The organism is Nocardia sp. NPDC060259, from assembly GCF_042728775.1.
In the GTDB taxonomy this organism is placed as follows: Bacteria; Actinomycetota; Actinomycetes; order Mycobacteriales; family Mycobacteriaceae; genus Nocardia.
Map to the genome: position 1 here is coordinate 47,583 of NZ_JBHXAY010000009.1, position 19,497 is coordinate 67,079.

Sequence of the window (19,497 nt, forward strand, 5' to 3'; positions counted from 1 at the left end):
ACAGCCGTCACCCGACCACTGCCACGCCGGGCGCCGGCGCTCGCCTACACGAACCCCTTCTCGACGAGTTCGAACCCGTCCGCACGAATTCGGTGCCGTTCACCCGAGCCGCCGGCCACCCGGCACCAACTCGACACGTCCAGTTCGTCGGCATCGGCGTCGAGTTCGATCGCGAAGCCACCGTACATGCCGGGGATCGCCGCCCACATCCTCGCGCCGGGGTATTCGAGCAGCGGACTCAGCGGTGGCGGCCGGAAACCGCATTCCCGGCAGAGGTCGAGCACCCGGCCCAGAATCACGGCGTGCAACTGACATTCGAGCTGAGCCAGAACGGTCGCATCGACCTCGCGGATCAACGAGGGTGCGAGCCGCTCGGCCAACCGGTCGTGGCCGCGCGCAGCCGCGATGTTCGCGGCGGTGTCGCCGTCGGCAGTCCGCAGGGTGCGCCAAGCTCCCAGTTCCAGCAATCGTTCGACCACCGGCGCGGGTGCGCCGTGCCATGCCGCTTGATGCAACGGCGCGAATCCCGAACTGCCGCCGACCCGGGTCGTGTTGACACCGCGGTCGCGGTCGGCGACCTCGAGAACGACATCCCACTGCCCAGCTCGTGCCGCGTCGGCGAGCCGGTCCCGCGCAGCGATCGAACGCTCATCGAAGAACTCTCGCCGATACCAGCCGCACCATTCGATCTGCACGGGCACAGCGTATCGCCGAGTCGGTTGCCGATCAGAATGCCAGTGCGGCCCAGTCGATCTCGATGGGGAACGGGTATGGGAACGAGATGCCGGTCGCGGAGTCGGGTGCCCACTGGCCTGCCAGAAGGTAGTTGGCGTGGCGCAGCGGACGCACGCCCGACGGAATTTCGGCGTGACCGATTTCGAGGATGTGCACACGCAGCGCACCGATACCGGTGAGATCCTCTTTCAGGTCGATTTCCCAGTACGAGGGGGATACGGGCCTCCGCATAGCGAGCCTTCTTCGCCTCGATCTCGGAACGAAAATTCGATCGTGTCATGACCTCGCCGACCAGCACCACATCGGCGGCGCGGACATCGGCACCGGGCGGCAGACAACGGTGCATGAGGAAGTCCGGCGTCAGGAAGTCGGATTTTCCGCTGTGGCCGAAGAAGACATTCGTCTTGATGTTCCCTCGCCAGCATCGACCGGTTTGCGCAGACTGCTGGTCACTGGAACAACGCCGAATCTCCTGCGCAAACAGCAGTGAAGCCAGCTGATACTCACCAGGACACTCACCGGTCAGCGACATGATCCCATGGTAGAGCGACCGCCACACCGGAAACACCAACGGCTCGCGAAGTCTGTTTGTGCTTACGCAACAACAGATTTCGCGAGCCGAGGGTAACTTACCGGGTACGAACTGACCCGAGCACCGAATCCCGCGAGCCGGGAGCGCGACGCAAGCGCCCCATCACCGGCCCGCAAGAATTCGCGGAGAGGCGGATCAGCCCTTGTGGGACTTCACGGCCTCGGTCAGCTGCGGGGCGACGTTGAACAGGTCGCCCACGATGCCGTAGTCGGCGATCTCGAAGATGGGAGCCTCTTCGTCCTTGTTGACCGCGACGATGGTCTTCGAGGTCTGCATGCCGGCCCGGTGCTGGATGGCGCCGGAGATGCCCAGGGCGATGTAGAGCTGCGGGGAGACCGTCTTACCGGTCTGACCGACCTGGAACTGGCCCGGGTAGTAGCCCGAGTCGACGGCGGCACCGAGCGAGTCGGCCAGCGCCTCTGAACGCGGTCACCATCGGTTTGCGCGCACAGCCTTTCGATATCGGATCCAGCGGCCGGTCGACGGAGATGCCGCGCCGGCGACCACCGCCACCAAGAGGACGAGTAGCGCACCCCAGATGACGCTGGAGCTGTAGTAAGAGTTCGTCGCGGAAATGACGACAGCAAAGAGCAAGAAAACCGCGAGCAGCGCCGCCGCGATAATCGACATGACACGGCCAGCGGTGCGCGCACACAACAGCAGGATGCCGCCACTGCCAGTGAGGGCAACGATGCCCGCGATGATCCCGATCACGATGAACGATTCGGTCGGATCATCACCGCTGCTGAACTCATCGAGCGTTATGGTGATGCCGAAAACTAGGAAGCCTAGGCTCGCCAGGCTGACCAGTAACATCACAGTGCCCGCGAATACCGCTGCACCCTTCGACGGCTGCGCGCCGGGCGCACTTCCTGCCGCCATCGGCCGCATCCGCGGATCGCGCGCCGGCGCGATATCCTCCGGCCCACCTCCAACCTGCTGCTCCACGTGCCCGCCGGAGCCGGGCAACTGCGGTGCGGGATCGGTCCATGGTGGCTGCGCGTGTTCGCCGGAGCCTGGCCCCCCTTGATCGCGATCGGTCCACAGCTGCCTCACCGTGGGCGCCGCGACATGCCTGCCCTCGAGCGCGTCCCGAATTGCGTCGGCGAATTCCATTGCACTGCTGAATCTCTCGTCGCGTCGCTTGGCCATCGCCCGCGCGATCACACCGTCGACCGTTGGCGGCAGATCCGGTCTGGCCGCGGTGAGTCGCGGTACCGGCTGCGACAGATGTCCCGCCACCACCTGGCCGGGACTCGTCGCGGTGAAGGGCGGGTGCCCGGCGTAGATCGCGAACAGAGTGCAGGCCAGCGAATACTGGTCGCTGCGATGGTCGACGACCTCGCCGGAGAGCTGTTCGGGCGAGGCGTAGGCGAGGGTGGCGGTGAAGGTGCCGGTCGCGGTGAGTTGGGTGTTGGCGGTGGTCACACGAGCGATGCCGAAATCGGTGAGTACCGCACGGATTTCTCGGCCATGGTCCGCGTCGGCGATCAGGATGTTGCCGGGTTTGACGTCACGGTGCAGCACACCGTGACGTCCCGCGTAGTCGAGTGCCGCTGCCGTCTCACCGATCAATCGCGCGGTAACCGCCGGTTGGTGCGCCCGTGCCTCCCAGGTGGCTGCATCGGTGCCGCGGACGAACTGCATCGCGATCCACAGGTACCCGTCGTCGCTGCCGCGGTCATACACCCCGATGATGCCCGGATGATCGAGTTGCGCAACAACATCGGCCTCCCGCTCGAATCGCCGCTGCAACTCGTGGTCGGCCGTGAACTCCCGGTTCAGCAGTTTCAACGCCACACTGCGCGGCAACCGTGGATGCTTGGCCAGATAAACGGTCCCCATCCCGCCCTGCCCGAGCACGCCCTCCAGGTGGTACCCGGCGAAGCTCGCCCCCGTTTCCAGCACAATCGCTCCTCATCGTCCCCGCTCGCAATCTGCACGTTACCCCGCATGCGGCGGTACGGCCCATCAGCGTGAAAGATGTTCCATGCGAATAGCATTCCCGCCAGCGCGTAGGCGACCGAGGTGTGCAGTGTGAGCATTGCCGGATCGTCGTCCTCGTCGGACCAGACCACTTCCTCGACGGCCCAGACGAGCGACCGCGGGCGCGTTCGCGGTCCACATCGAGGGCGGTGGTGGCGTGCAGCCACGGTTCGCCTTCGGCGGCAACGATATTGCCGAGGTGGGTGTCACGGTTGACGATCACCTGAAACCTTCGACCAATGACGGATACGCCTACCCCTGAGTTCCCGGCCGACTACGAGGTCTCCACCGAGACCGCCCGCATCGACGCCGCACGCGTGCACACCTGGCTCTCCACCGACGCATACTGGGCACTGGGCCGGCCACGCGAGCACCGGGACCGCGCCATCACCGGATCGCTCCATTTCGGAGTATACGAACGTGTTTCAGGCCAGCAGGTCGCCTACGCCAGAGTCGTCACCGACCGGGCCACCTTCGCCTGGCTGTGCGACGTCTACGTCGACCGCAGTGCCCGCGCCAACGGCCTCGACACAGCCCTGATCACCACGATCCGCACCCAACTCACCCCTACGGCCTCCACCGCATCATGCTCGCCACCCGAGACGCCCACGGTCTCTACGAAAAGCTCGGCTTCGAACCTCTCGACGACCCGAAGATCTGGATGTTCCTCGACCCGCGGTAAGCCAACGACGCGTAGCGACGCCAGACCATCGCACCTCCGCGCCTGATCGAGCCGACGATCCGATCAAAAGGCCAGCGCAGACCAGGGAACTTCGATCGGGAAGGGGTACGCGATCGAAATCGATTCGCCGCCATCGTTTATCCACTGCCCCACCAGTCGGTAGTCGACCGGATACAAGGGGCTGACCCCGTCGGGCAAGTGAGAGTGCCCTGTGTCGAGCCCATACGCAGCGACGAGCGCGATAACGCCTACGTCGGGCTCCAACGTGACTTCCCAGTACCAGGGAATCCCGGCTTTCGCGTACCTGGCGCGTTTTGCCCGTTGCAAGGCAGGAGTATTCGACGGCGACAGTACTTCTCCGACCAAGACGGTATCGGCTGCTCGAACGTCGCGGTACGCGCCACCAAGGCAGCGGTGCACCAGAAAGTCGGGTGTCACGTAGTCTGATTTGCCAGTCTCGCCCAGGAAGACATTCGTCTCGAAGTTCGCGACCCAGCAGCGCTGGGGGTCGGCAGACATATCGGTACGCGCGCAGCGTTCGATCTCGTTGGTCAGGCGACGCATGAAAATCTGATGCTCGCCCGGCCCTCGACGCACCCAGACAACGCGCCCCTCCCACAGCTCGATCTCCCCGGCAATTTCCTCGGGCAGCTCGGCTAGCTCTTCCCATGTCATGCGTTCGGGAAGGTCAGGGTACCCGATCTCAGGAAGGGACATAAGAAAATAGTAGCGCCGATGCCGAACGGCCCGGCATCTCTGTGGAGAAGCCGGGCCGTTCAAGTGCGACGAGCGAATCGGTTCAGCCCTTGTGGGACTTCACGGCCTCGGTCAGCTGCGGGGTGACGTTGAACAGGTCGCCCACGATGCCGTAGTCGGCGATCTCGAAGATGGGAGCCTCTTCGTCCTTGTTGACCGCGACGATGGTCTTCGAGGTCTGCATGCCGGCCCGGTGCTGGATGGCGCCGGAGATGCCCAGGGCGATGTAGAGCTGCGGGGAGACCGTCTTACCGGTCTGACCCACCTGGAACTGGCCCGGGTAGTAGCCCGAGTCGACGGCGGCACGCGAGGCGCCGACGGCGGCACCGAGCGAGTCGGCCAGCGCCTCGACGACCGCGAAGTTGTCGGCGGAACCGACACCACGGCCGCCGGAGACGACGATGCTCGCCTCGGTCAGCTCCGGACGGTCGCCGCCCACGATCGGCTCACGCGAGACGATCTTGACGACGCCGTCTTCCTGGGCCGGAACCTCGACGACGACCTGCTCGCCGGCGCCGGCCTGCGGGGCCGCCTCGATGGCGCCAGGACGGATCGAGATCACCGGCACATCGCCGGTGGCCTTGGCGTCGACGGTGAACGCGCCACCGAAGATGGAGTGCACGGCCGAGCCGTCGGCGTTGACGCCGATGACGTCGACGAGCAGGCCGGAGCCGATGCGCGCGGCGAGGCGGCCCGACACCTCCTTGCCCTCGGCGGTGGCGGCGACCAGCACGGCGGCGGGCGAGGCGGACTCGACCAGGCCGGCCAGCACGTCGACCTTCGGGGTGACCAGGAAGCCCTCGATGTCGTCGGACTCGGCGACGTAGATCTTCTCGGCGCCCGCGGCGGCCAGCGCGGCGGCCAGCTTGTCGGCGGTACCGGCCGGGCCGGTGACGACGGCGGCGGGCTCGCCCAGGGTGCGGGCGGCGGTGAGCAGTTCGGTGCTGATCTTCTTCACGGCACCGTCGGCGTGCTCGATGAGCACAAGTACTTCAGCCATTGTTCTTTCTCCTTCGAAGTCTCGGACGGGGCCGGATCAGATGATCTTCTGACCGATGAGGTAGGTGGCGATCTGGTTGCCGCCCTCGCCCTCGTCCGCGATCTTCTCGCCCGCGGTGCGGGCGGGCTTCGGGGTGGAGCCGGTGACCTGGGTGCCTGCGTTGGCGACGCCCACGGTCGACGGGTCGATGCCCAGATCGGCCAGGGTGAAGACCTGAACTTCCTTCTTCTTCGCGGCCATGATGCCCTTGAAGGACGGGAAGCGCGGCTCGTTGATCTTCTCGGTGACCGAGACGATGGCGGGCAGGGACGCCTCGAGCTTGAACACGCCCTCGTCGGTCTCGCGCTCGCCGGTGATCTTGTCGCCGTCGACGGTCAGCTTGCGCAGGTGCGTCAGCTGCGGGATGCCCAGGTACTCGGCGATGATCGCGGGAACGGCGCCAGCGCGACCGTCGGTGGCCTCGTTGCCGGCGATGACCAGCTCGACGCCCTCGACCTGGCCCAGCGCGCCGGCCAGCACCCACGCGGTCTGCACGGCGTCGGAGCCGTGGATCGCCGGGTCGTTGATGTGGATGGCCTTGTCGGCACCCATGGACAGCGCCTTGCGGATGGCCTCGGTGGCGCGATCCGGACCGGCGGCCAGCACGGTGACCTCGCCGCCCTGGGCCTCCTTGATCAGCAGCGCTTCCTCGACGGCGCGCTCGTTGATCTCGTCGAGGACGGCGTCGGCGGCCTCGCGGTCGAGGGTGTAGTCACCATCGGTCAGCTTGCGCTCGGACCAGGTGTCAGGAACCTGCTTGATGAGTACGACGATGTTCGGCATCGGTCTTCGTCGACCTCCTTCTGGGTACACGTGTGTGGTGGCCGCACGAGCGGGGGGCCGTACGTCCGTGAGTAGCTCAGAGCGGAACACTACCCTACGCTAAGTTACTCGTGGGTAACCTACATGCACAAGGGGTTCTCATCCGGTCCCTGACTCCGGCAAGGACCGGCGGTACCAGTAACGTCGGACGAATGAGCGAGGCTGTGATCCCTGCCGCACCCGTGGCCGCCACACATGAACCACTGCCGTTGACCGGTGAGCGGACCGTGCCCGGCATCGCCGAGGAGAACTACTGGTTCCGTCGGCACGAGATCGCCTACGCCCGGCTGCTCGACCGTTGCACCGGTAAGACCGTGCTCGAGGCGGGTTCGGGCGAGGGCTACGGCGCCGACATGATCGCCGGCGTGGCCGCGCGTGTCGTCGGCGTCGACTACGACGAGGGCGCCGTCGCGCACGTGCGCGCGCGCTACCCGCGCGTCGAGATGATCCAGGGCAATCTCGCCGAGCTGCCGCTGGAGGACGAATCCGTCGATATCGTCGTGAATTTCCAGGTCATCGAGCATCTGTGGGACCAGGCGCAGTTCCTGCGCGAGTGCCTGCGCGTGCTGCGTCCGGGCGGGCAGCTGCTGATCAGCACGCCGAACCGGATCACCTTCTCCCCCGGCCGCGACACCCCGCTCAACCCGTTCCACACCCGCGAACTCAACGCCGCCGAGCTCACCGAACTGCTGGTCGAGGCCGGTTTCACGGTCACCGAGATGCTCGGCGTGCACCACGGCGCGAGCCTGAAAGCGTTGGACGCCAAGCACGGTGGGTCGTTCATCGACGCCCAGATCGAGCGCGCGCTGGCCGGTGAGCCGTGGCCCGCCGATCTCACCGCCGACGTCGCCGCCGTCACCATCGACGATTTCGACCTGCGCGCCGGCGATATCGACGCGAGCCTGGACCTGGTGGCGATCGCCGAAAAGGCAAGGCGTTGACCGATTCTCGCTCCGCCAGGTCCGGCTCCGTGCCGGGCCAGTTCACGCTCGTCCTGCATTCCCACCTACCCTGGCTGGCCCATCACGGACGCTGGCCGGTCGGCGAGGAATGGCTCTACCAGTCCTGGGCCGCGTCTTACCTGCCGGTAGTGCGGGTACTGAAGAACCTTGCGGCCGAAGGACGTACGCGTCTGCTGAGCCTGGGCATCACCCCGGTGCTCGCCGCCCAGCTCGACGATCCGCACTGCCTGGCCGGCATGCACCACTGGCTGGGCAACTGGCAGTTGCGCGCCGACGAGGCCTCGATGTCGGGCAATGTGGCGCTGGGCCGTCACGAACATCGGCTCGCCGCAACGGCTTTGGCCGAATTCGAACGGGACTGGCGGCACGGCAGCGCGCCGGTGTGGCGTTCGCTCATCGACGCGGACGCGATCGAGCTGCTCGGCGGTCCGCTGGCCCATCCGTTCCAGCCGCTGCTCGACGAGCGACTGCGCCAGTTCCAGCTCACCGAGGGTCTGGCCGACGCGCGACTGCGGTGGGGCACCACCCCGACCGGCATCTGGGCGCCCGAGTGCGGCTACACCCCCGGTATGGAGCGGAACTACGACGCCGCTGGTGTGACGCATTTCATGGTCGACGGGCCCTCGTTGCGGGGCGATACCACGCTCGGCAGGCCCGTCCGCGACGCCGATGTGCTCGCGTTCGGGCGCGATCTTCAGGTGAGCTACCGGGTCTGGTCGCCGAAACAGGGCTATCCGGGGCAGAGCGCGTACCGCGATTTCCATCACTACGACCACGCGACGGGTCTCAAACCGTCCCGGGTGACCGGCAAAACCGTCGCCGGACCTGACAAGGCCCCTTACGATCCCGAACTCGCCGCGGGCGCCATCACCCGCGACGTCGCCGACTTCGTCGAGACCGTGCGCAGCAGGCTGATCGAGGAGTCCGAGCGGATCGGCCGACCGGCCCTCGTGGTGGCCGCGTTCGACACCGAACTGTTCGGTCACTGGTGGCACGAGGGCCCCGAATGGCTCGAGCAGGTGCTGCGCGCGCTGCCCGAAGCAGGCGTGAACGTCGGCACCCTCGCCGACGCCCGCGACAACGGGTATGTCGGCGAACCTGTGCAGCTCAACGACTCGTCGTGGGGTTCGGGCAAGGACTGGCGGGTGTGGGCGGGCGACCAGGTCGCCGATCTCGTCGCGCTCAATGCCGACGTCGTCCGGCTGGCGCTGGACACCCTCGACAAGGTCCGCCGGGACGGCTCGCTGCGCGATCCGGTCGCCGACCAGTTGCTGCGCGAGGCCATTCTGACCGTCTCCAGCGACTGGGCCTTCATGGTCAGCAAGGACTCCGCCGCCGGGTACGCCCGCGACCGGGCACACGAGCACGCCCACGCCGTGCGCGAACTCGCCGAGGCCATCGGGGCTGGCCAGTTCGCCAAAGCGACCCGTCTCGCGGCAGGATGGAACGCGGCCGACGGATTCTTCCCAGGTCTGGACGCGCGGCGGTTGCCGACCGCTGTCCCGTCGGCCGCCGCTGAAGGATTCGTTTAACGGTTCCCCGCGATCGAAGCCGAGGATTCCGAACTCAGACCGCACACACGACGACCCCAGAGGAGGAGTGCCACACATGTCTTACATCGTCAACGCTCGTGTGGCCCCGCTCTGCCACAGCCAAGATCACCTTGGCAGCGTTCCGATCACGACCGGCGATGTATCCACAGCTATCGCATCGGAAGGTTCGTTCGTCGAGCCCGAGTCGCCGCTTGGCTCTCGCGAAGCAACTCGAACACGTCATCGTCGTGTATGCGGGCTCAACTATCACTACCTGACGGCCCGCCCGCTTGGCTCGCGTCAGCAGTTCGCGTTTGGCGGCTCCTATCGCCGCGTCCGCGGCCTTACCAGCCAACGACGACTGAGCAAGGAACTTCGGCTTGAAGCCTTCGATGGCGATCAGCTGATGCTCTCGCACGACACTGTTCGCCCAGACCCGCGCAGCGTGACTGTTCTGCCGAGCGGCCTTCTTCTGCAGGCGAGCGGCTTCGCGGCGCGCCCTCGAGTAACCGTTGGATGGTGTGTGACCAGCTGGGCGCCGTCGCCGGGCCATCTTCCGCTGGGCCCGAGCAAGCTCGGCGGCGCATCGCTTCCGGTTGCCACCGTACGGCAGATCGAAATCCGGATTCGTCGTAGTCGCGGTCACGGACACTCCCCAATCGACGCCGAGGCCTGTCGACCTTTGCGGGAGTGGCTCGATCGGACTACGGACCACGAACGACGCATACCAGTGGCCCAGCGAATCCTGGTAGACGCGAACCGACGTGGGGGTCGACGGCAGATCACGCGACCAAACCACGGGGATCACGATGCCCTTGGGCAGCCGCAGACGACCATCCGCGAGCGAGAATCCGTTGCGGGTGTACTCCAGCGACGGCAGGGAATCCTTGCGTCGTTTAACCTTCGGCCTACCACGACCTTTGACCGCGAACGACTGGTTCAGAGCGGTCGTGTAGGAACGGAGCATTTGCTGTTGAGCAACTTGAGATCCGTCGCGCAACCAGACCATCCGTCGGCGTGCATCAGTAAGAAGCTTTCCGAGCTTCGCCAACGTCGGCTTCCCTCCGGTACGTTGCTGGTGGACCGCCTCGTTCCAGATGAATCGGCAACGGTGCCACTCGGTTTCGAGTACACGCACGGCACTCGCGCCTGGGCGCAGCCGGTATGTGTAGCGCATCGTCTCGACCACACGTTCGAACATAGCATTCCGCTATCTCAGGCGTCACCGTGGACGTGGGCCTCTACGACGGCAATGCTGTCGGCGGGGTCGTCGAGTGCTGTGCCGAGTTCCTACGTGGCCCGGGCCCTGCATGCCGCACCCGGGTCACACCTGACGACGAAGAATTCTGCGGAGTCGATTCGATGAAGATTTTGATGGTGTCGTGGGAGTACCCGCCGGTCGTAGTCGGCGGGCTCGGCCGGCACGTCCATCACCTGGCCGTCGAGCTGGCCGCGGCCGGTCACGAGGTCGTGGTGCTGGCGCGCAGGCCGACGGGCACCGACTCGATCACCCATCCCACGCACTCCTACATCGCCGACGGCGTGCTCGTCGTCGCGGTGGCCGAGGACCCGCCGTGTTTCGACTTCGGCGAGGACATGCTCGCCTGGACCCTGGCGATGGGGCACGCGATGGTCCGCGCCGGTGTGGCGCTCGGCAAGCCCGGCGTCGGCGAGGGCTGGACACCGGATGTGGTGCACGCGCACGACTGGCTCGTCGCGCACCCGTCGATCGCTCTGGCCGAGTACTACGACGTGCCGCTCGTCGCCACCATCCACGCCACCGAGGCCGGCCGCCACAGCGGCTGGGTATCGGGGCGGGTCAACAAGCAGGTGCACTCGGTCGAGTGGTGGCTGACCAACGAGGCCGATCAGCTCATCACCTGCTCGACGTCCATGCAGGACGAGGTGGAGCGGCTCTACGGGCCCGAGCTCTCGCCGATCTCGGTGATCCGCAACGGCATCGACGTCGGCGCGTGGACCTTCCGTCCGCGCGCACCGCGCTCCGGCCCGCCGAAGCTGCTGTATGTGGGCAGGCTCGAATACGAGAAGGGCGTGCAGGACGCGATCGCGGCGCTCCCCCGCATCCGCCGCGCGCACCCCGGCACCACCTTGACCGTCGCCGGTGTCGGCACCCAGTTCGACTGGCTGCGTGAACGCGCCCGCGTGCATCGCGTCGCGCGGGCCGTGCATTTCGTCGGTAGCCTCGGACACGAGGAACTGCTCGGCTGGCTGCACGGCGCGGACGCGATCGTGCTGCCGAGCCGGTACGAGCCGTTCGGCATCGTGGCCCTGGAAGCCGCCGCCGCCGGTGTCCCGCTGATCGCCTCCACCGCGGGCGGGCTCGGCGAGGCCGTCATCGACGGTGTCACCGGCGCCTCCTTCGAACCGGCCGACGTGGACGGCATCGTCGACGCGGCCCGCGCCGTCCTCGACGACCCGGCGACCGCCCAGGACCGCGCCTACAACGCCCGCGAACGCCTCACCGCCGACTTCGCCTGGGACGTGGTCGCCGCGGAGACCGCCCAGGTCTACTCGGCCGCCAAACGTCGCGTGCGTACCTCGCTCGGCCGCCCCGACATCGTGGAACGGCCGCTGCCGGAGCGCGATCCGAAGTAGTGGACGCCTCTCGACGCGCGACCTCCGACAGGTCGCGCGCCGAGCTCGACTTCACCCACAACGCATGACGCCGAGGCGACCACCCGGCTCTACTGTCGCCCCATGCCCTTGCAGCAGATCCCCCACCTGCCCGCCGCGACCATCGGCCTGCGCGCCTCCGGAACCGTCACCGCCGAGGACTACACCACGGTCCTCGACCCGGCGATCGACGCGGCCCTCGAACACCAGCAGCCGGTCAACCTCGTCTACGTCCTCGGCCCCGACTTCGACCGCTATTCCCTCGACGCGATGTGGCAGGACCTGAAACTCGTCCGCGTCCCCCGCAGCGCCTGGGGCCGCTTCGCCCTGGTCACCGACCACAAGGCACTGGGCGAAGCGGTCCACCTGTTCGGCTTCCTCATCCCCGCGGAGGTGCGCGTCTTCCCCGTCGCGAACGAGAGCGACGCCATCGCCTGGGTGGCGTGATAGCACCTGGCGCCGGCGCCGCGGGTAGAGCACTTGTCGAGGGGCTGAGGGATTTCAACCCTAGGGACGATGGATAGCTACGGATGCTGCGAGCAGAATTTTGGGTGTCGATCCTGCGGGAACCATCGACTCGAGCGGGTTCCCGGCCCTGTGCACCGAAGGAACTGCTGCCATGAACAAGAACAGAATTCGCGCAGCCGCAGCGGCTGCGGCGCTCACACCGATTTTCGTCCTTGGTACCGGCTTCGCCGCCGCGACTCCCGCCGACTCGGTCATCCCGGTCGCACCCGAGCCCGATCAAGTCGAGCCCACAGCCCTGAATCGTCTGGGCGACCCCCTGTGCATATTTCTAGGCACTCTCCCGGGCATCGGGGGGTTCGCCGCGTTCGTTTGCGCCGTGTGATCGGTTCCTGACCCGGCAGCGACGGGTGAGGTCGTGGCAGCACCGGTGACACCATCGCGTGGGTACGCTGAGCCCGCGTCAGGTGGTGGGTTTCTTCAGGCGGGGTGGATGCCGCCGCTGTGGTAGCGGGTCGCGGCGTTCCAGAGGAAGAAGCTGTCGATGCCCGCGTCTCGGGTGGCGTCGATCTGGGCGCGCAACTCGGCGTCGCCGTAGGTCACACCGAGGCTGAAGTCCTGGAGCCACGGGATCACTGTGGCGCCGGTGCCCGTCGTGCTCTTCTGGAAGTCCTGCAGCGAGCGAAGGATGATGTCGTAGGGCTGGGCGTTGGGGTTGGCGACGCCGTACTCGCCGGAGTTCCAGTGGGAGGGGTAGAGCATGGGGGCGACGAAGTCGACGTTGCGGGCCATGCGGGGGATGTCCTGGGCGATCTCGTCCGGGCGAGTGGAGGCGATGCCGTAGACGGCGGCGCTCAGGTGGGCGCCGGCGAGGTGGACCGGGTAGCGGCTCTCGGCGAGGAATCCGGCGACCGCGTCGGTGGGGGTGCCGGTAAGTCCGGCGAAATGCATGCTGGTCAGGCTGCCGTCGGGGCGGCGGACGTAGTCGTACATGATGCCGTCGAAGCCGAGCTGGGCGGCCTCCACCGCGAGGTCGATGTTGTATCGGCGCACGTCGGGATGGGCGACATTGGTGAAGGCGATCGGGCCGTAGTGACTGGAATAGGGCTGCCCGGACGGATTCTGGACAACCCAATCGGGTCGGCCGTTGTGCCAGGCCCAGGCGGCCACGGTCGGATCGCGGAACGCGACAATGCGGCCGACCACCTGCAGGCCGAGGTCGTGCAATTGCCGCAGGGCGGCGGGCGCATCGTAAATCGAAGCGACAGCACCGGATTCGCGGGCGAGGGCAACCTGGGAGTCGTAGCCGACGACGCCGTCCTCGTCCTTGATGTCGAGCTGCACGGTATCGATGCGGCCTTCGCGAGCGAGATCGAGCACGGCTTCGCGCAGGCCCTCGTGCGACCAGGCGTGCGCGGTGACGTGCACCGCCCGCATCCGCGGCAGCGTGCGCGCCGTGACGACGGTGCTGCTGCTCTGATTGCCCGCGGCGTCCGCCGCCACGACCTCGACGGCGGGAGCCCACGGCACGGAGATCTCGAAGGCCCCGTCCGGACCGGGAGTCACCGATTCCTCGCCGATGGACACGCGCACGGCGTCGATGGCGTTGCCGCGCAGCACGACCGGCGCGCGATAGGAGCGCACCGGATCGGGTGGTGTCACCTGCAGGGTCGGCGCGACGGTGTCCGCGGCCGCAAGTCCCGCGGATCTGCTCAACGCGAATCCGGCCAGCAGCGCGACTACCACCAACGCGAGGACAGCAACTGCGGCGATCATCGCCAAACGCCGCCGATCAATCGACTGGATCCACAATCCCAACGCCCACACCACCTTCCGCTACCGTTGTCAGGCCCACTATTTCGCAGGTCCGATGCAAACTGCCGGGGTATCGAAAGAACACGGGAAAAGCTTTGCCGCCGCGTTACATTATCGCGATGGGAGGCAGATCGAACCCGGTATTCCACCGCGTGTCCACGCTCTTGCTGGCCGCGGCACTCACCGCCTGCACGGCAGAGGGCGCACCGGCTCCGGCCGGACAACCGGCCGGGCCCGCGACGACAGCGGAATCGTCACCGCCGAATCCGGCCGAGATCGCCGCCAACGAACTGGGATTCGTCCCGGTCCTGATGTATCACCAGCTCGCAGCGAACCCGGCCGGCGAATACGACCAGACCCCGGCGGAGTTCCGGGACGAACTGGAACGTCTTTACCGCGAGGGCTACCGCCCGGTGACCGCCGCGCAGTACATCGCCGGCGACCTCGACCTGCCGGCGGGCACCCATCCGGTGGTACTCACCTTCGACGATTCCACCGGGAGCCAGCTCGCCTTCACCGACGCCGGCGCCGTGGCCCCGGACAGCGCAGCGGGCATCCTCGCCGAGTTCGGCGCCCGCTACCCCGATTTCCGGCCGGTGGCCACCTTCTACGTCAACAACGAGCCCTTCGGGAACGACCCTCGCGCGCTGCCCTGGCTGGCGGCCAACGGCCACGAGGTCGGTGCGCACACCGCCGATCACGCGAATCTCGCGAGCCTGGACGCCGACGGCGTGCAACGGGAACTGGTGCAGAACGTGCGTGCGGTGACAACGGCCGCGCCGGGAATCACCGTGCGCACCATGGCATTGCCGCTGGGCGTCTATCCCCGCGATCGCAGCCTGGCCGCGACCGGCAGCTGGGACGGCACCGCCTACCGCTTCGACGCTGTGATGCTGGTTGGCTCGAATCCCGCCCCCGCACCGTACGGCGCGATCGACCCCGGTGGCGTGCCGCGCATCAGGTCCGGGCGCGGCGCGGTCCCGTTCGACTCCGGCTACTGGCTGGACTGGCTGGCCGCCCACCCGGACCAGCGCTACACCGCCGACGGCGACCCGGCGCGCATCGCCTTCCCCCGGCAACGCGCCGCGGAGGTCGACGCGCGCTGGGCGGACCGGGCCAACCCGTACTGACGCCCGGTCAGGCGTCGGGGGTGAAGGCGAAGATCTCGCCGAGGCGGGTGGCGACGACGACTTCACCTTCCGGCCCGACGGAGGTGCCGGTGGTGGTGCCGGTGGCGGCGGGCAGGACGTCGGAGTCGACGGTGTTGCCCGTGGTGGTGTCGAAGGTGATCAGGCTCAGGCCCGCGCCGATGGCGGCGACGGTGTAGCCGATGCCGCCCGCGGTCTGGGCGGGGGTGCCGCGCAGGGCGAGGTCTTTGCGTTCCCAGGCGAGCTCGGCGCGGTCACCGCGGTCGTGCAGGGCCATCAGGTAGCCGTCGTCGCCCGCGGGGATGATCAGGTCGTCGACCAGGGAGATGCCGCGGCTGGGGGTCCAGCCGAGGGCGTGGGTCCAGCGGGTGCTGCCGTCCTCGGCGTTCACGGCGATCAGGCGGCCGCTGTTGTCGCCGACGTACACGGTGGCGCCGTCGCCGGACAGGGTCGGGCTGGTGGCGCTGCCGCCGGTCAGCATGTCGGCGCTCCACTCCTGGGCGACCTTGCCGTCGGCGTAGCGCATCCCGCGCAACGAGGCGACGGACTTGCCGGGCTCCCACACGGTGACGAAGAACCGGCCCGATTCGGGGTCGACGGCGGTGGTGTTGGCGACCGCGCAGCGCGGGCCGCCGATCCGGCAGTCGTCGAGACCGTCGCCGGAGGCCGGGCGGGTCAGGCCGGGCAGTTTCAGGAAGTCGGGCTCGCCGAGCAGCTGCAGCGTCGGCACCTCGCGACCGCCGGTCTGCCGGCTCAGGACGTCGACCTGGCCGGACTGGGTCACCGTGAGCAGTTTGCCGTCAGCGGTGAACTGGATCGCCACCGGCACGCCCGCCACCGGCGTGCGCCAGCGCGGCTGACCGAGGTAGTTGAAGGAGTTCACCGCGCCGTCGTCACCGACGTAGACGTTGCTGACGCTGTCGACCACGGTCGGCGACTCGATCGTCGACGGGCCGAGCGGGTTGCAGAAGCGCTTGCGTCCGGTGCGCATCTGGTAGGAGAAGATCGCGCAGTTGCCCGTGCTCGTCGTCACGAACATCTGGCCCTCGGAGCCGATCGTCAACGGCTGGGCGATCGGGCCGCCCACCGGGCGCGACCAGCTCAGCGACATCGACTCCGCGCCGGTCACCGGGCTCGCACCACCGTTGCGTCCGTCGTGATGGGCTGCGGGCCAACCCTTTCCGCTGCCGACCGTGATGTCGTCCACGTCGGTGCCGCAGCCTGCCAACGCCACCACACCGGCGGCAGCGAGCGAGGCCGCGACGCGAGTCCGAGTTCGCACCTGCTGATCTCCCTGTTTTATCGAGCCGATGATCGGGGTACCGCACGGTATACGTGCGCTCCGAAAGTACTCTGTGTTATCGATGACCGAATCCCCGGGGCTGGCCCGGTGCGATCACGACGGGAGAGTAGTTCGTGACGAGCATGTGGGGCGCGCCGCTGAGCGCGCGCTGGCGTGGTTCACGCCGCCGCGATCCGCAGCAGGCGCGTTTTCTGACCAGGGACTCGCTGCGCTGGGTGCTCGCCAACCGCGCCTACACCCCCTGGTACCTGGTGCGGTACTACCGGCTGGCCAAGTTCCGGCTGGCCAACCCGCACATCGTGCTGCGTGGCATGGTGTTCCTCGGCCGCAATGTGGAGATCCACGCGACCCCGGAATTCGCCCGCATGGAGATCGGCCGCTGGGTGCACATCGGTGACGGCAACGCCATCCGCTGCCACGAGGGCTCGCTGCGCATCGGCGACAAGGTGGTCTTCGGCAAGGACAACGTCGTCAACACCTACCTCGACATCGAGATCGGCGAATCCACGCTGGTCGCCGACTGGTGCTACATCTGCGACTTCGACCACAAGATGGACGACATCACCCTGCCCATCAAGGACCAGGGCATCGTGAAGAGCCCCGTCCGGATCGGCCCCGACACCTGGATCGCCGCCAAGGTGACCGTGCTGCGCGACACCCGCGTCGGGCGTGGGTGTGTGCTGGGCGCGCACGCGGTGGTGCGTGGGGACATCCCCGACTACAGCATCGCCGTCGGCGCGCCGGCCAAGGTCGTCAAGAACCGCAAGGTCGCCTGGGACGCCACCGCCGAGGAGCGGGCCGCCTACATGGCCGCGCTGGCCGATATCGAGCGGAAGAAGAACGCCGCGGCAAAGGCGTAATCGCCGAGCGGCTGCGCAGCCGAGGGCTGAGGGATTTCAACCCCGGGGATGATGGTTTTCCACTTGTACCACTAGAACAATTATTGGTGTCGATCTTGCGGGATCCTCCGTTCGCGTGGTTCCCGTATTCCTCACCGAAGGAACCATCATGACCAAGAATAGAATTCGCGCAGCCGCAGCAGCTGTGGCGCTCACACCGATGATTGCCCTCGGGTCAGGTATTGCTACTGCGGCCCCCTCCGAATCCCCTACCCCTGTCGCGGTCTCCGAGCTGGCCCCTGTGCAGGTCGAGCCTGCCGTGCTACTGGCGCCATTTACACTCGGGCTCAGCCTACTCGCGTTCCCGATCTGCTTTGTGCCGCCGATCCTGCCCCTGCTTACAGCCCCCTGCGTCTTCGCTGTATGACCCGCTGAACAAGTCCCGCCCCGCAGCAGCCGACCCGTTCTCGACCGGTATGGAGGGCTGTCGGGTGGTCGGTACTGGCTGCGCGGTCGAGGGATGAGGGATTTCAACCCCGGGGGTGAGTGGTTTCAGCCCCGGGGATGATGGTTTTCCACTCGTGCGACGAGAACAATTGTCGGTGTCGATCTTGCGGGATTCTCCGCTTCGTGCGGATTCCCGACATTTTCCCACTGAAGGAACCATCATGACCAAGAACACAATTCGCGCAGCCGCAGCAGCTGCGGCCCTCGCACCGATGATCGCGCTGGGTTCCGGATTCGCCACCGCGGCGCCTGCCGATTCCGTCGCTCCGGTCCAGGCACCGACGCCCGTCCAAGTCGAGCCCGCATCGTTTTGGGACCCTGGCTGGCCTTTCGCCTGCATGGGTATGGCGCCCGTCTGGCCATTGGTGATTTGTCTTGTGTAAATCACGAACGAGCACGCCGATCTGATGCTGTTCGACGCCTGCCGCGGTCGGGTGGTTGTTGCGGCTATCCCGAGCCGTTCTGGACGGCAGGCTGCGCGCGCTATGGTCGGGGAAGATCTCTCGACTTGCCCGCTGCATTACCAGCCCAGATAGCGTGGGATCACCCGGCGGCACCGGGGCAGATCGGTGCGGGAGTTCGGCTCGGTTCCCGGTCCATGCGATGTCACAATGGTTGACCTCCGTCCAAGATAGAGCCCGCCCTGACCCGCTCGCTCCACATGCCAGGGGGCTGACGGCCTCGCCCGCCATGGCGGGTTGTCCGGGGTGATCGGTACGGTCGCACCGTGGACAGTTATGCGGCGCTGCTGCGCGGGATCATGCCGACCAACCCGAACATGCGCAACGAGAAGTTGCGTGGGGTGTTCGAAGGTCTGGGCTTCGACAAGGTCGCCTCGGTACTGACCAGCGGCAATGTCGTCTTTCGCACCGCCGATGACCGGGCCGACCTGGAAGAGCGCATCCAGCAGGCCCTGGCCACCGAGCTGGGCATCCCCGGCGGGACCATCATCCGGAGTCACTCCGAACTGCGTGAACTACTGGACCGCGACCCCTTCGAAGGCCTCCCCCACGAACGTGGTTCCTACCTCACTGTCACATTCTTCAAAGACGCGATGCGCGAAGCGGACACGAAGGCCTTCGACGACGACCCCCTCACGCGCGTCATCGGTTATGACCGCGAGGCCCGTGCCTTCCTCACCGTCATCGACAACAGCACCGGCAAAACCCCCGACTTCATGGCCCGCCTGGACAAGACCTACGGCAAGGACATCACCACCCGCACCTGGCTCACGATTCAGCGGGTGGTGAAGAAGATGGAAAGTTAGCTACTGGTACAGGCTCTCACCGTGCTGGGTGTCGAAGTACTCGCGTACCTCGGAGATCTTGCCGTCGGTGACGACGAAGTTCGCGATGTAGGCGTTGTCGTACTCGTGGCCCGAGGTCGTGGTCGCCCTCGATCGCCACTCGACGACGGCGTTCGAGTCGCCGATGGTCAGGCTGAGCAGGTCCGTGGTGAACGAGCCCGGCCGCATCCGGCCCATCGCGATCGGGAAGAACTCGTCGACGATAGCGTCCGGTCCGTGCCAGGTTCCCGAGTTGGGCAGCCGACCTGGTGCGATCCAGCGCGCGTCATCGGTGAAGCACTCCTTCAACAGCGCCGGGGTGCCGGACTGGAGTGCGGCGAAGTAGCGATGGATGGCGGCCTCGGCGGGGTTCTCGTTGGTCACCGGCACAGCAT

18 protein-coding genes and 1 pseudogene are annotated in these 19,497 nt (G+C 67.1%); 8 read left to right on the top strand and 11 right to left on the bottom strand.

What is annotated here, in order from left to right:
* Nucleotides 1-44 precede the first annotated feature (44 nt).
* From ACFWF2_RS06485 to ACFWF2_RS06500, 4 genes and pseudogenes are all read right to left on the bottom strand, one after another.
* Nucleotides 45-695 carry a hypothetical protein gene (locus ACFWF2_RS06485; protein WP_379305252.1) on the bottom strand — a complete coding sequence of 217 codons (651 nt, stop codon included), beginning with the start codon at nucleotides 693-695 and terminating at the stop codon, nucleotides 45-47.
* A gap of 31 nt (nucleotides 696-726) precedes the next feature.
* Nucleotides 727-966 carry a hypothetical protein gene (locus tag ACFWF2_RS06490; RefSeq protein WP_379305254.1) on the bottom strand — a complete coding sequence of 80 codons (240 nt, stop codon included), beginning with the start codon at nucleotides 964-966 and terminating at the stop codon, nucleotides 727-729.
* A gap of 496 nt (nucleotides 967-1,462) precedes the next feature.
* Nucleotides 1,463-1,747: pseudogene (locus ACFWF2_RS06495) on the bottom strand (electron transfer flavoprotein subunit alpha/FixB family protein); the annotation flags it as partial.
* A gap of 9 nt (nucleotides 1,748-1,756) precedes the next feature.
* A complete protein-coding gene (locus tag ACFWF2_RS06500) occupies nucleotides 1,757-3,157 on the bottom strand; it encodes a serine/threonine-protein kinase (protein ID WP_379305338.1) in 1,401 nt (466 codons plus the stop codon).
* Between the two features lie 395 nt (nucleotides 3,158-3,552).
* Here ACFWF2_RS06500 and ACFWF2_RS06505 point away from each other — a divergent pair, with 395 nt between their 5' ends.
* A complete protein-coding gene (locus ACFWF2_RS06505; protein WP_379305256.1) occupies nucleotides 3,553-4,041 on the top strand; it encodes a hypothetical protein in 489 nt (162 codons plus the stop codon).
* Nucleotides 4,042-4,058: 17 nt separating this feature from the next.
* Here the strand turns inward: ACFWF2_RS06505 and ACFWF2_RS06510 are convergent, their stop codons facing one another.
* The 3 genes from ACFWF2_RS06510 to ACFWF2_RS06520 form a co-directional block, all read right to left on the bottom strand.
* Nucleotides 4,059-4,712, bottom strand: coding sequence for a Uma2 family endonuclease (locus ACFWF2_RS06510; RefSeq protein ID WP_379305258.1), 654 nt, complete (start codon nucleotides 4,710-4,712; stop codon nucleotides 4,059-4,061).
* Nucleotides 4,713-4,794: 82 nt separating this feature from the next.
* Nucleotides 4,795-5,751 (bottom strand): electron transfer flavoprotein subunit alpha/FixB family protein, encoded by a 957-nt coding sequence (locus ACFWF2_RS06515; RefSeq protein WP_379305260.1) that lies wholly within the window; start codon nucleotides 5,749-5,751, stop codon nucleotides 4,795-4,797.
* Nucleotides 5,752-5,787: 36 nt separating this feature from the next.
* Nucleotides 5,788-6,573 carry an electron transfer flavoprotein subunit beta/FixA family protein gene (locus ACFWF2_RS06520; RefSeq protein WP_189027240.1) on the bottom strand — a complete coding sequence of 262 codons (786 nt, stop codon included), beginning with the start codon at nucleotides 6,571-6,573 and terminating at the stop codon, nucleotides 5,788-5,790.
* A 191-nt stretch (nucleotides 6,574-6,764) separates the two neighbouring features.
* On the opposite strand from ACFWF2_RS06520, the gene ACFWF2_RS06525 reads away from it, so the two are divergent.
* Nucleotides 6,765-7,553, top strand: coding sequence for a class I SAM-dependent methyltransferase (locus tag ACFWF2_RS06525; RefSeq protein WP_379305262.1), 789 nt, complete (start codon nucleotides 6,765-6,767; stop codon nucleotides 7,551-7,553).
* Nucleotides 7,550-9,106: a 1,4-alpha-glucan branching protein domain-containing protein gene (locus tag ACFWF2_RS06530; protein WP_379305264.1), complete on the top strand. Its 1,557-nt coding sequence runs from the start codon at nucleotides 7,550-7,552 to the stop codon at nucleotides 9,104-9,106. The genes ACFWF2_RS06525 and ACFWF2_RS06530 overlap by 4 nt, the downstream gene beginning before the upstream one ends.
* Before the next feature lie 34 nt (nucleotides 9,107-9,140).
* Here the strand turns inward: ACFWF2_RS06530 and ACFWF2_RS06535 are convergent, their stop codons facing one another.
* A complete protein-coding gene (locus tag ACFWF2_RS06535) occupies nucleotides 9,141-10,307 on the bottom strand; it encodes an RNA-guided endonuclease InsQ/TnpB family protein (protein ID WP_379305266.1) in 1,167 nt (388 codons plus the stop codon).
* A gap of 161 nt (nucleotides 10,308-10,468) precedes the next feature.
* On the opposite strand from ACFWF2_RS06535, the gene ACFWF2_RS06540 reads away from it, so the two are divergent.
* Nucleotides 10,469-11,722: a glycosyltransferase family 4 protein gene (locus ACFWF2_RS06540; protein ID WP_379305268.1), complete on the top strand. Its 1,254-nt coding sequence runs from the start codon at nucleotides 10,469-10,471 to the stop codon at nucleotides 11,720-11,722.
* A 102-nt stretch (nucleotides 11,723-11,824) separates the two neighbouring features.
* The gene (locus ACFWF2_RS06545; RefSeq protein WP_379305270.1) at nucleotides 11,825-12,187 is read left to right on the top strand and encodes an STAS/SEC14 domain-containing protein; all 363 of its coding nucleotides are present in this window, start codon (nucleotides 11,825-11,827) and stop codon (nucleotides 12,185-12,187) included.
* Nucleotides 12,188-12,685: 498 nt separating this feature from the next.
* On the opposite strand, the gene ACFWF2_RS06550 is transcribed toward ACFWF2_RS06545, so the two are convergent.
* Nucleotides 12,686-13,981, bottom strand: coding sequence for a putative glycoside hydrolase (locus ACFWF2_RS06550; protein WP_379305272.1), 1,296 nt, complete (start codon nucleotides 13,979-13,981; stop codon nucleotides 12,686-12,688).
* A 158-nt stretch (nucleotides 13,982-14,139) separates the two neighbouring features.
* On the opposite strand from ACFWF2_RS06550, the gene ACFWF2_RS06555 reads away from it, so the two are divergent.
* Nucleotides 14,140-15,150, top strand: a complete 1,011-nt coding sequence (locus ACFWF2_RS06555) for a polysaccharide deacetylase family protein (protein WP_379305274.1) — start codon at nucleotides 14,140-14,142, stop codon at nucleotides 15,148-15,150.
* A gap of 7 nt (nucleotides 15,151-15,157) precedes the next feature.
* Here the strand turns inward: ACFWF2_RS06555 and ACFWF2_RS06560 are convergent, their stop codons facing one another.
* On the bottom strand, nucleotides 15,158-16,450 hold the full coding sequence (locus tag ACFWF2_RS06560) for a PQQ-binding-like beta-propeller repeat protein (protein ID WP_379305276.1): 1,293 nt from the start codon (nucleotides 16,448-16,450) through the stop codon (nucleotides 15,158-15,160).
* A gap of 143 nt (nucleotides 16,451-16,593) precedes the next feature.
* On the opposite strand from ACFWF2_RS06560, the gene ACFWF2_RS06565 reads away from it, so the two are divergent.
* Both ACFWF2_RS06565 and ACFWF2_RS06570 read left to right on the top strand, forming a co-directional pair.
* Entirely contained in the window at nucleotides 16,594-17,331 is a 738-nt protein-coding gene (locus ACFWF2_RS06565; RefSeq protein WP_379305340.1) for an acyltransferase, read from the top strand.
* Nucleotides 17,332-18,544: 1,213 nt separating this feature from the next.
* On the top strand, nucleotides 18,545-19,084 hold the full coding sequence (locus ACFWF2_RS06570) for a DUF1697 domain-containing protein (RefSeq protein ID WP_379305278.1): 540 nt from the start codon (nucleotides 18,545-18,547) through the stop codon (nucleotides 19,082-19,084).
* Here ACFWF2_RS06570 and ACFWF2_RS06575 read toward each other — a convergent pair whose 3' ends face one another.
* Nucleotides 19,085-19,486, bottom strand: a complete 402-nt coding sequence (locus ACFWF2_RS06575) for a nuclear transport factor 2 family protein (protein WP_379305280.1) — start codon at nucleotides 19,484-19,486, stop codon at nucleotides 19,085-19,087. It abuts the gene before it with no gap.
* Between the last annotated feature and the right edge of the window lie 11 nt (nucleotides 19,487-19,497).

What these genes read in the sequence shown, in the direction of transcription:
- ACFWF2_RS06540 (WP_379305268.1), top strand. Translation starts at nt 10,469, where the DNA reads ATGAAGATTTTGATGGTGTCGTGGGAGTACCCGCCGGTCGTAGTCGGC.
- ACFWF2_RS06555 (WP_379305274.1), top strand. Translation starts at nt 14,140, where the DNA reads ATGGGAGGCAGATCGAACCCGGTATTCCACCGCGTGTCCACGCTCTTG.
- ACFWF2_RS06525 (WP_379305262.1), top strand. Translation starts at nt 6,765, where the DNA reads ATGAGCGAGGCTGTGATCCCTGCCGCACCCGTGGCCGCCACACATGAA.
- ACFWF2_RS06520 (WP_189027240.1), bottom strand. Translation starts at nt 6,573, where the DNA reads ATGCCGAACATCGTCGTACTCATCAAGCAGGTTCCTGACACCTGGTCC.
- ACFWF2_RS06535 (WP_379305266.1), bottom strand. Translation starts at nt 10,307, where the DNA reads ATGTTCGAACGTGTGGTCGAGACGATGCGCTACACATACCGGCTGCGC.
- ACFWF2_RS06505 (WP_379305256.1), top strand. Translation starts at nt 3,553, where the DNA reads ATGACGGATACGCCTACCCCTGAGTTCCCGGCCGACTACGAGGTCTCC.
- ACFWF2_RS06565 (WP_379305340.1), top strand. Translation starts at nt 16,594, where the DNA reads ATGTGGGGCGCGCCGCTGAGCGCGCGCTGGCGTGGTTCACGCCGCCGC.
- ACFWF2_RS06550 (WP_379305272.1), bottom strand. Translation starts at nt 13,981, where the DNA reads ATGATCGCCGCAGTTGCTGTCCTCGCGTTGGTGGTAGTCGCGCTGCTG.
- ACFWF2_RS06510 (WP_379305258.1), bottom strand. Translation starts at nt 4,712, where the DNA reads ATGTCCCTTCCTGAGATCGGGTACCCTGACCTTCCCGAACGCATGACA.
- ACFWF2_RS06490 (WP_379305254.1), bottom strand. Translation starts at nt 966, where the DNA reads ATGCGGAGGCCCGTATCCCCCTCGTACTGGGAAATCGACCTGAAAGAG.
- ACFWF2_RS06515 (WP_379305260.1), bottom strand. Translation starts at nt 5,751, where the DNA reads ATGGCTGAAGTACTTGTGCTCATCGAGCACGCCGACGGTGCCGTGAAG.
- ACFWF2_RS06545 (WP_379305270.1), top strand. Translation starts at nt 11,825, where the DNA reads ATGCCCTTGCAGCAGATCCCCCACCTGCCCGCCGCGACCATCGGCCTG.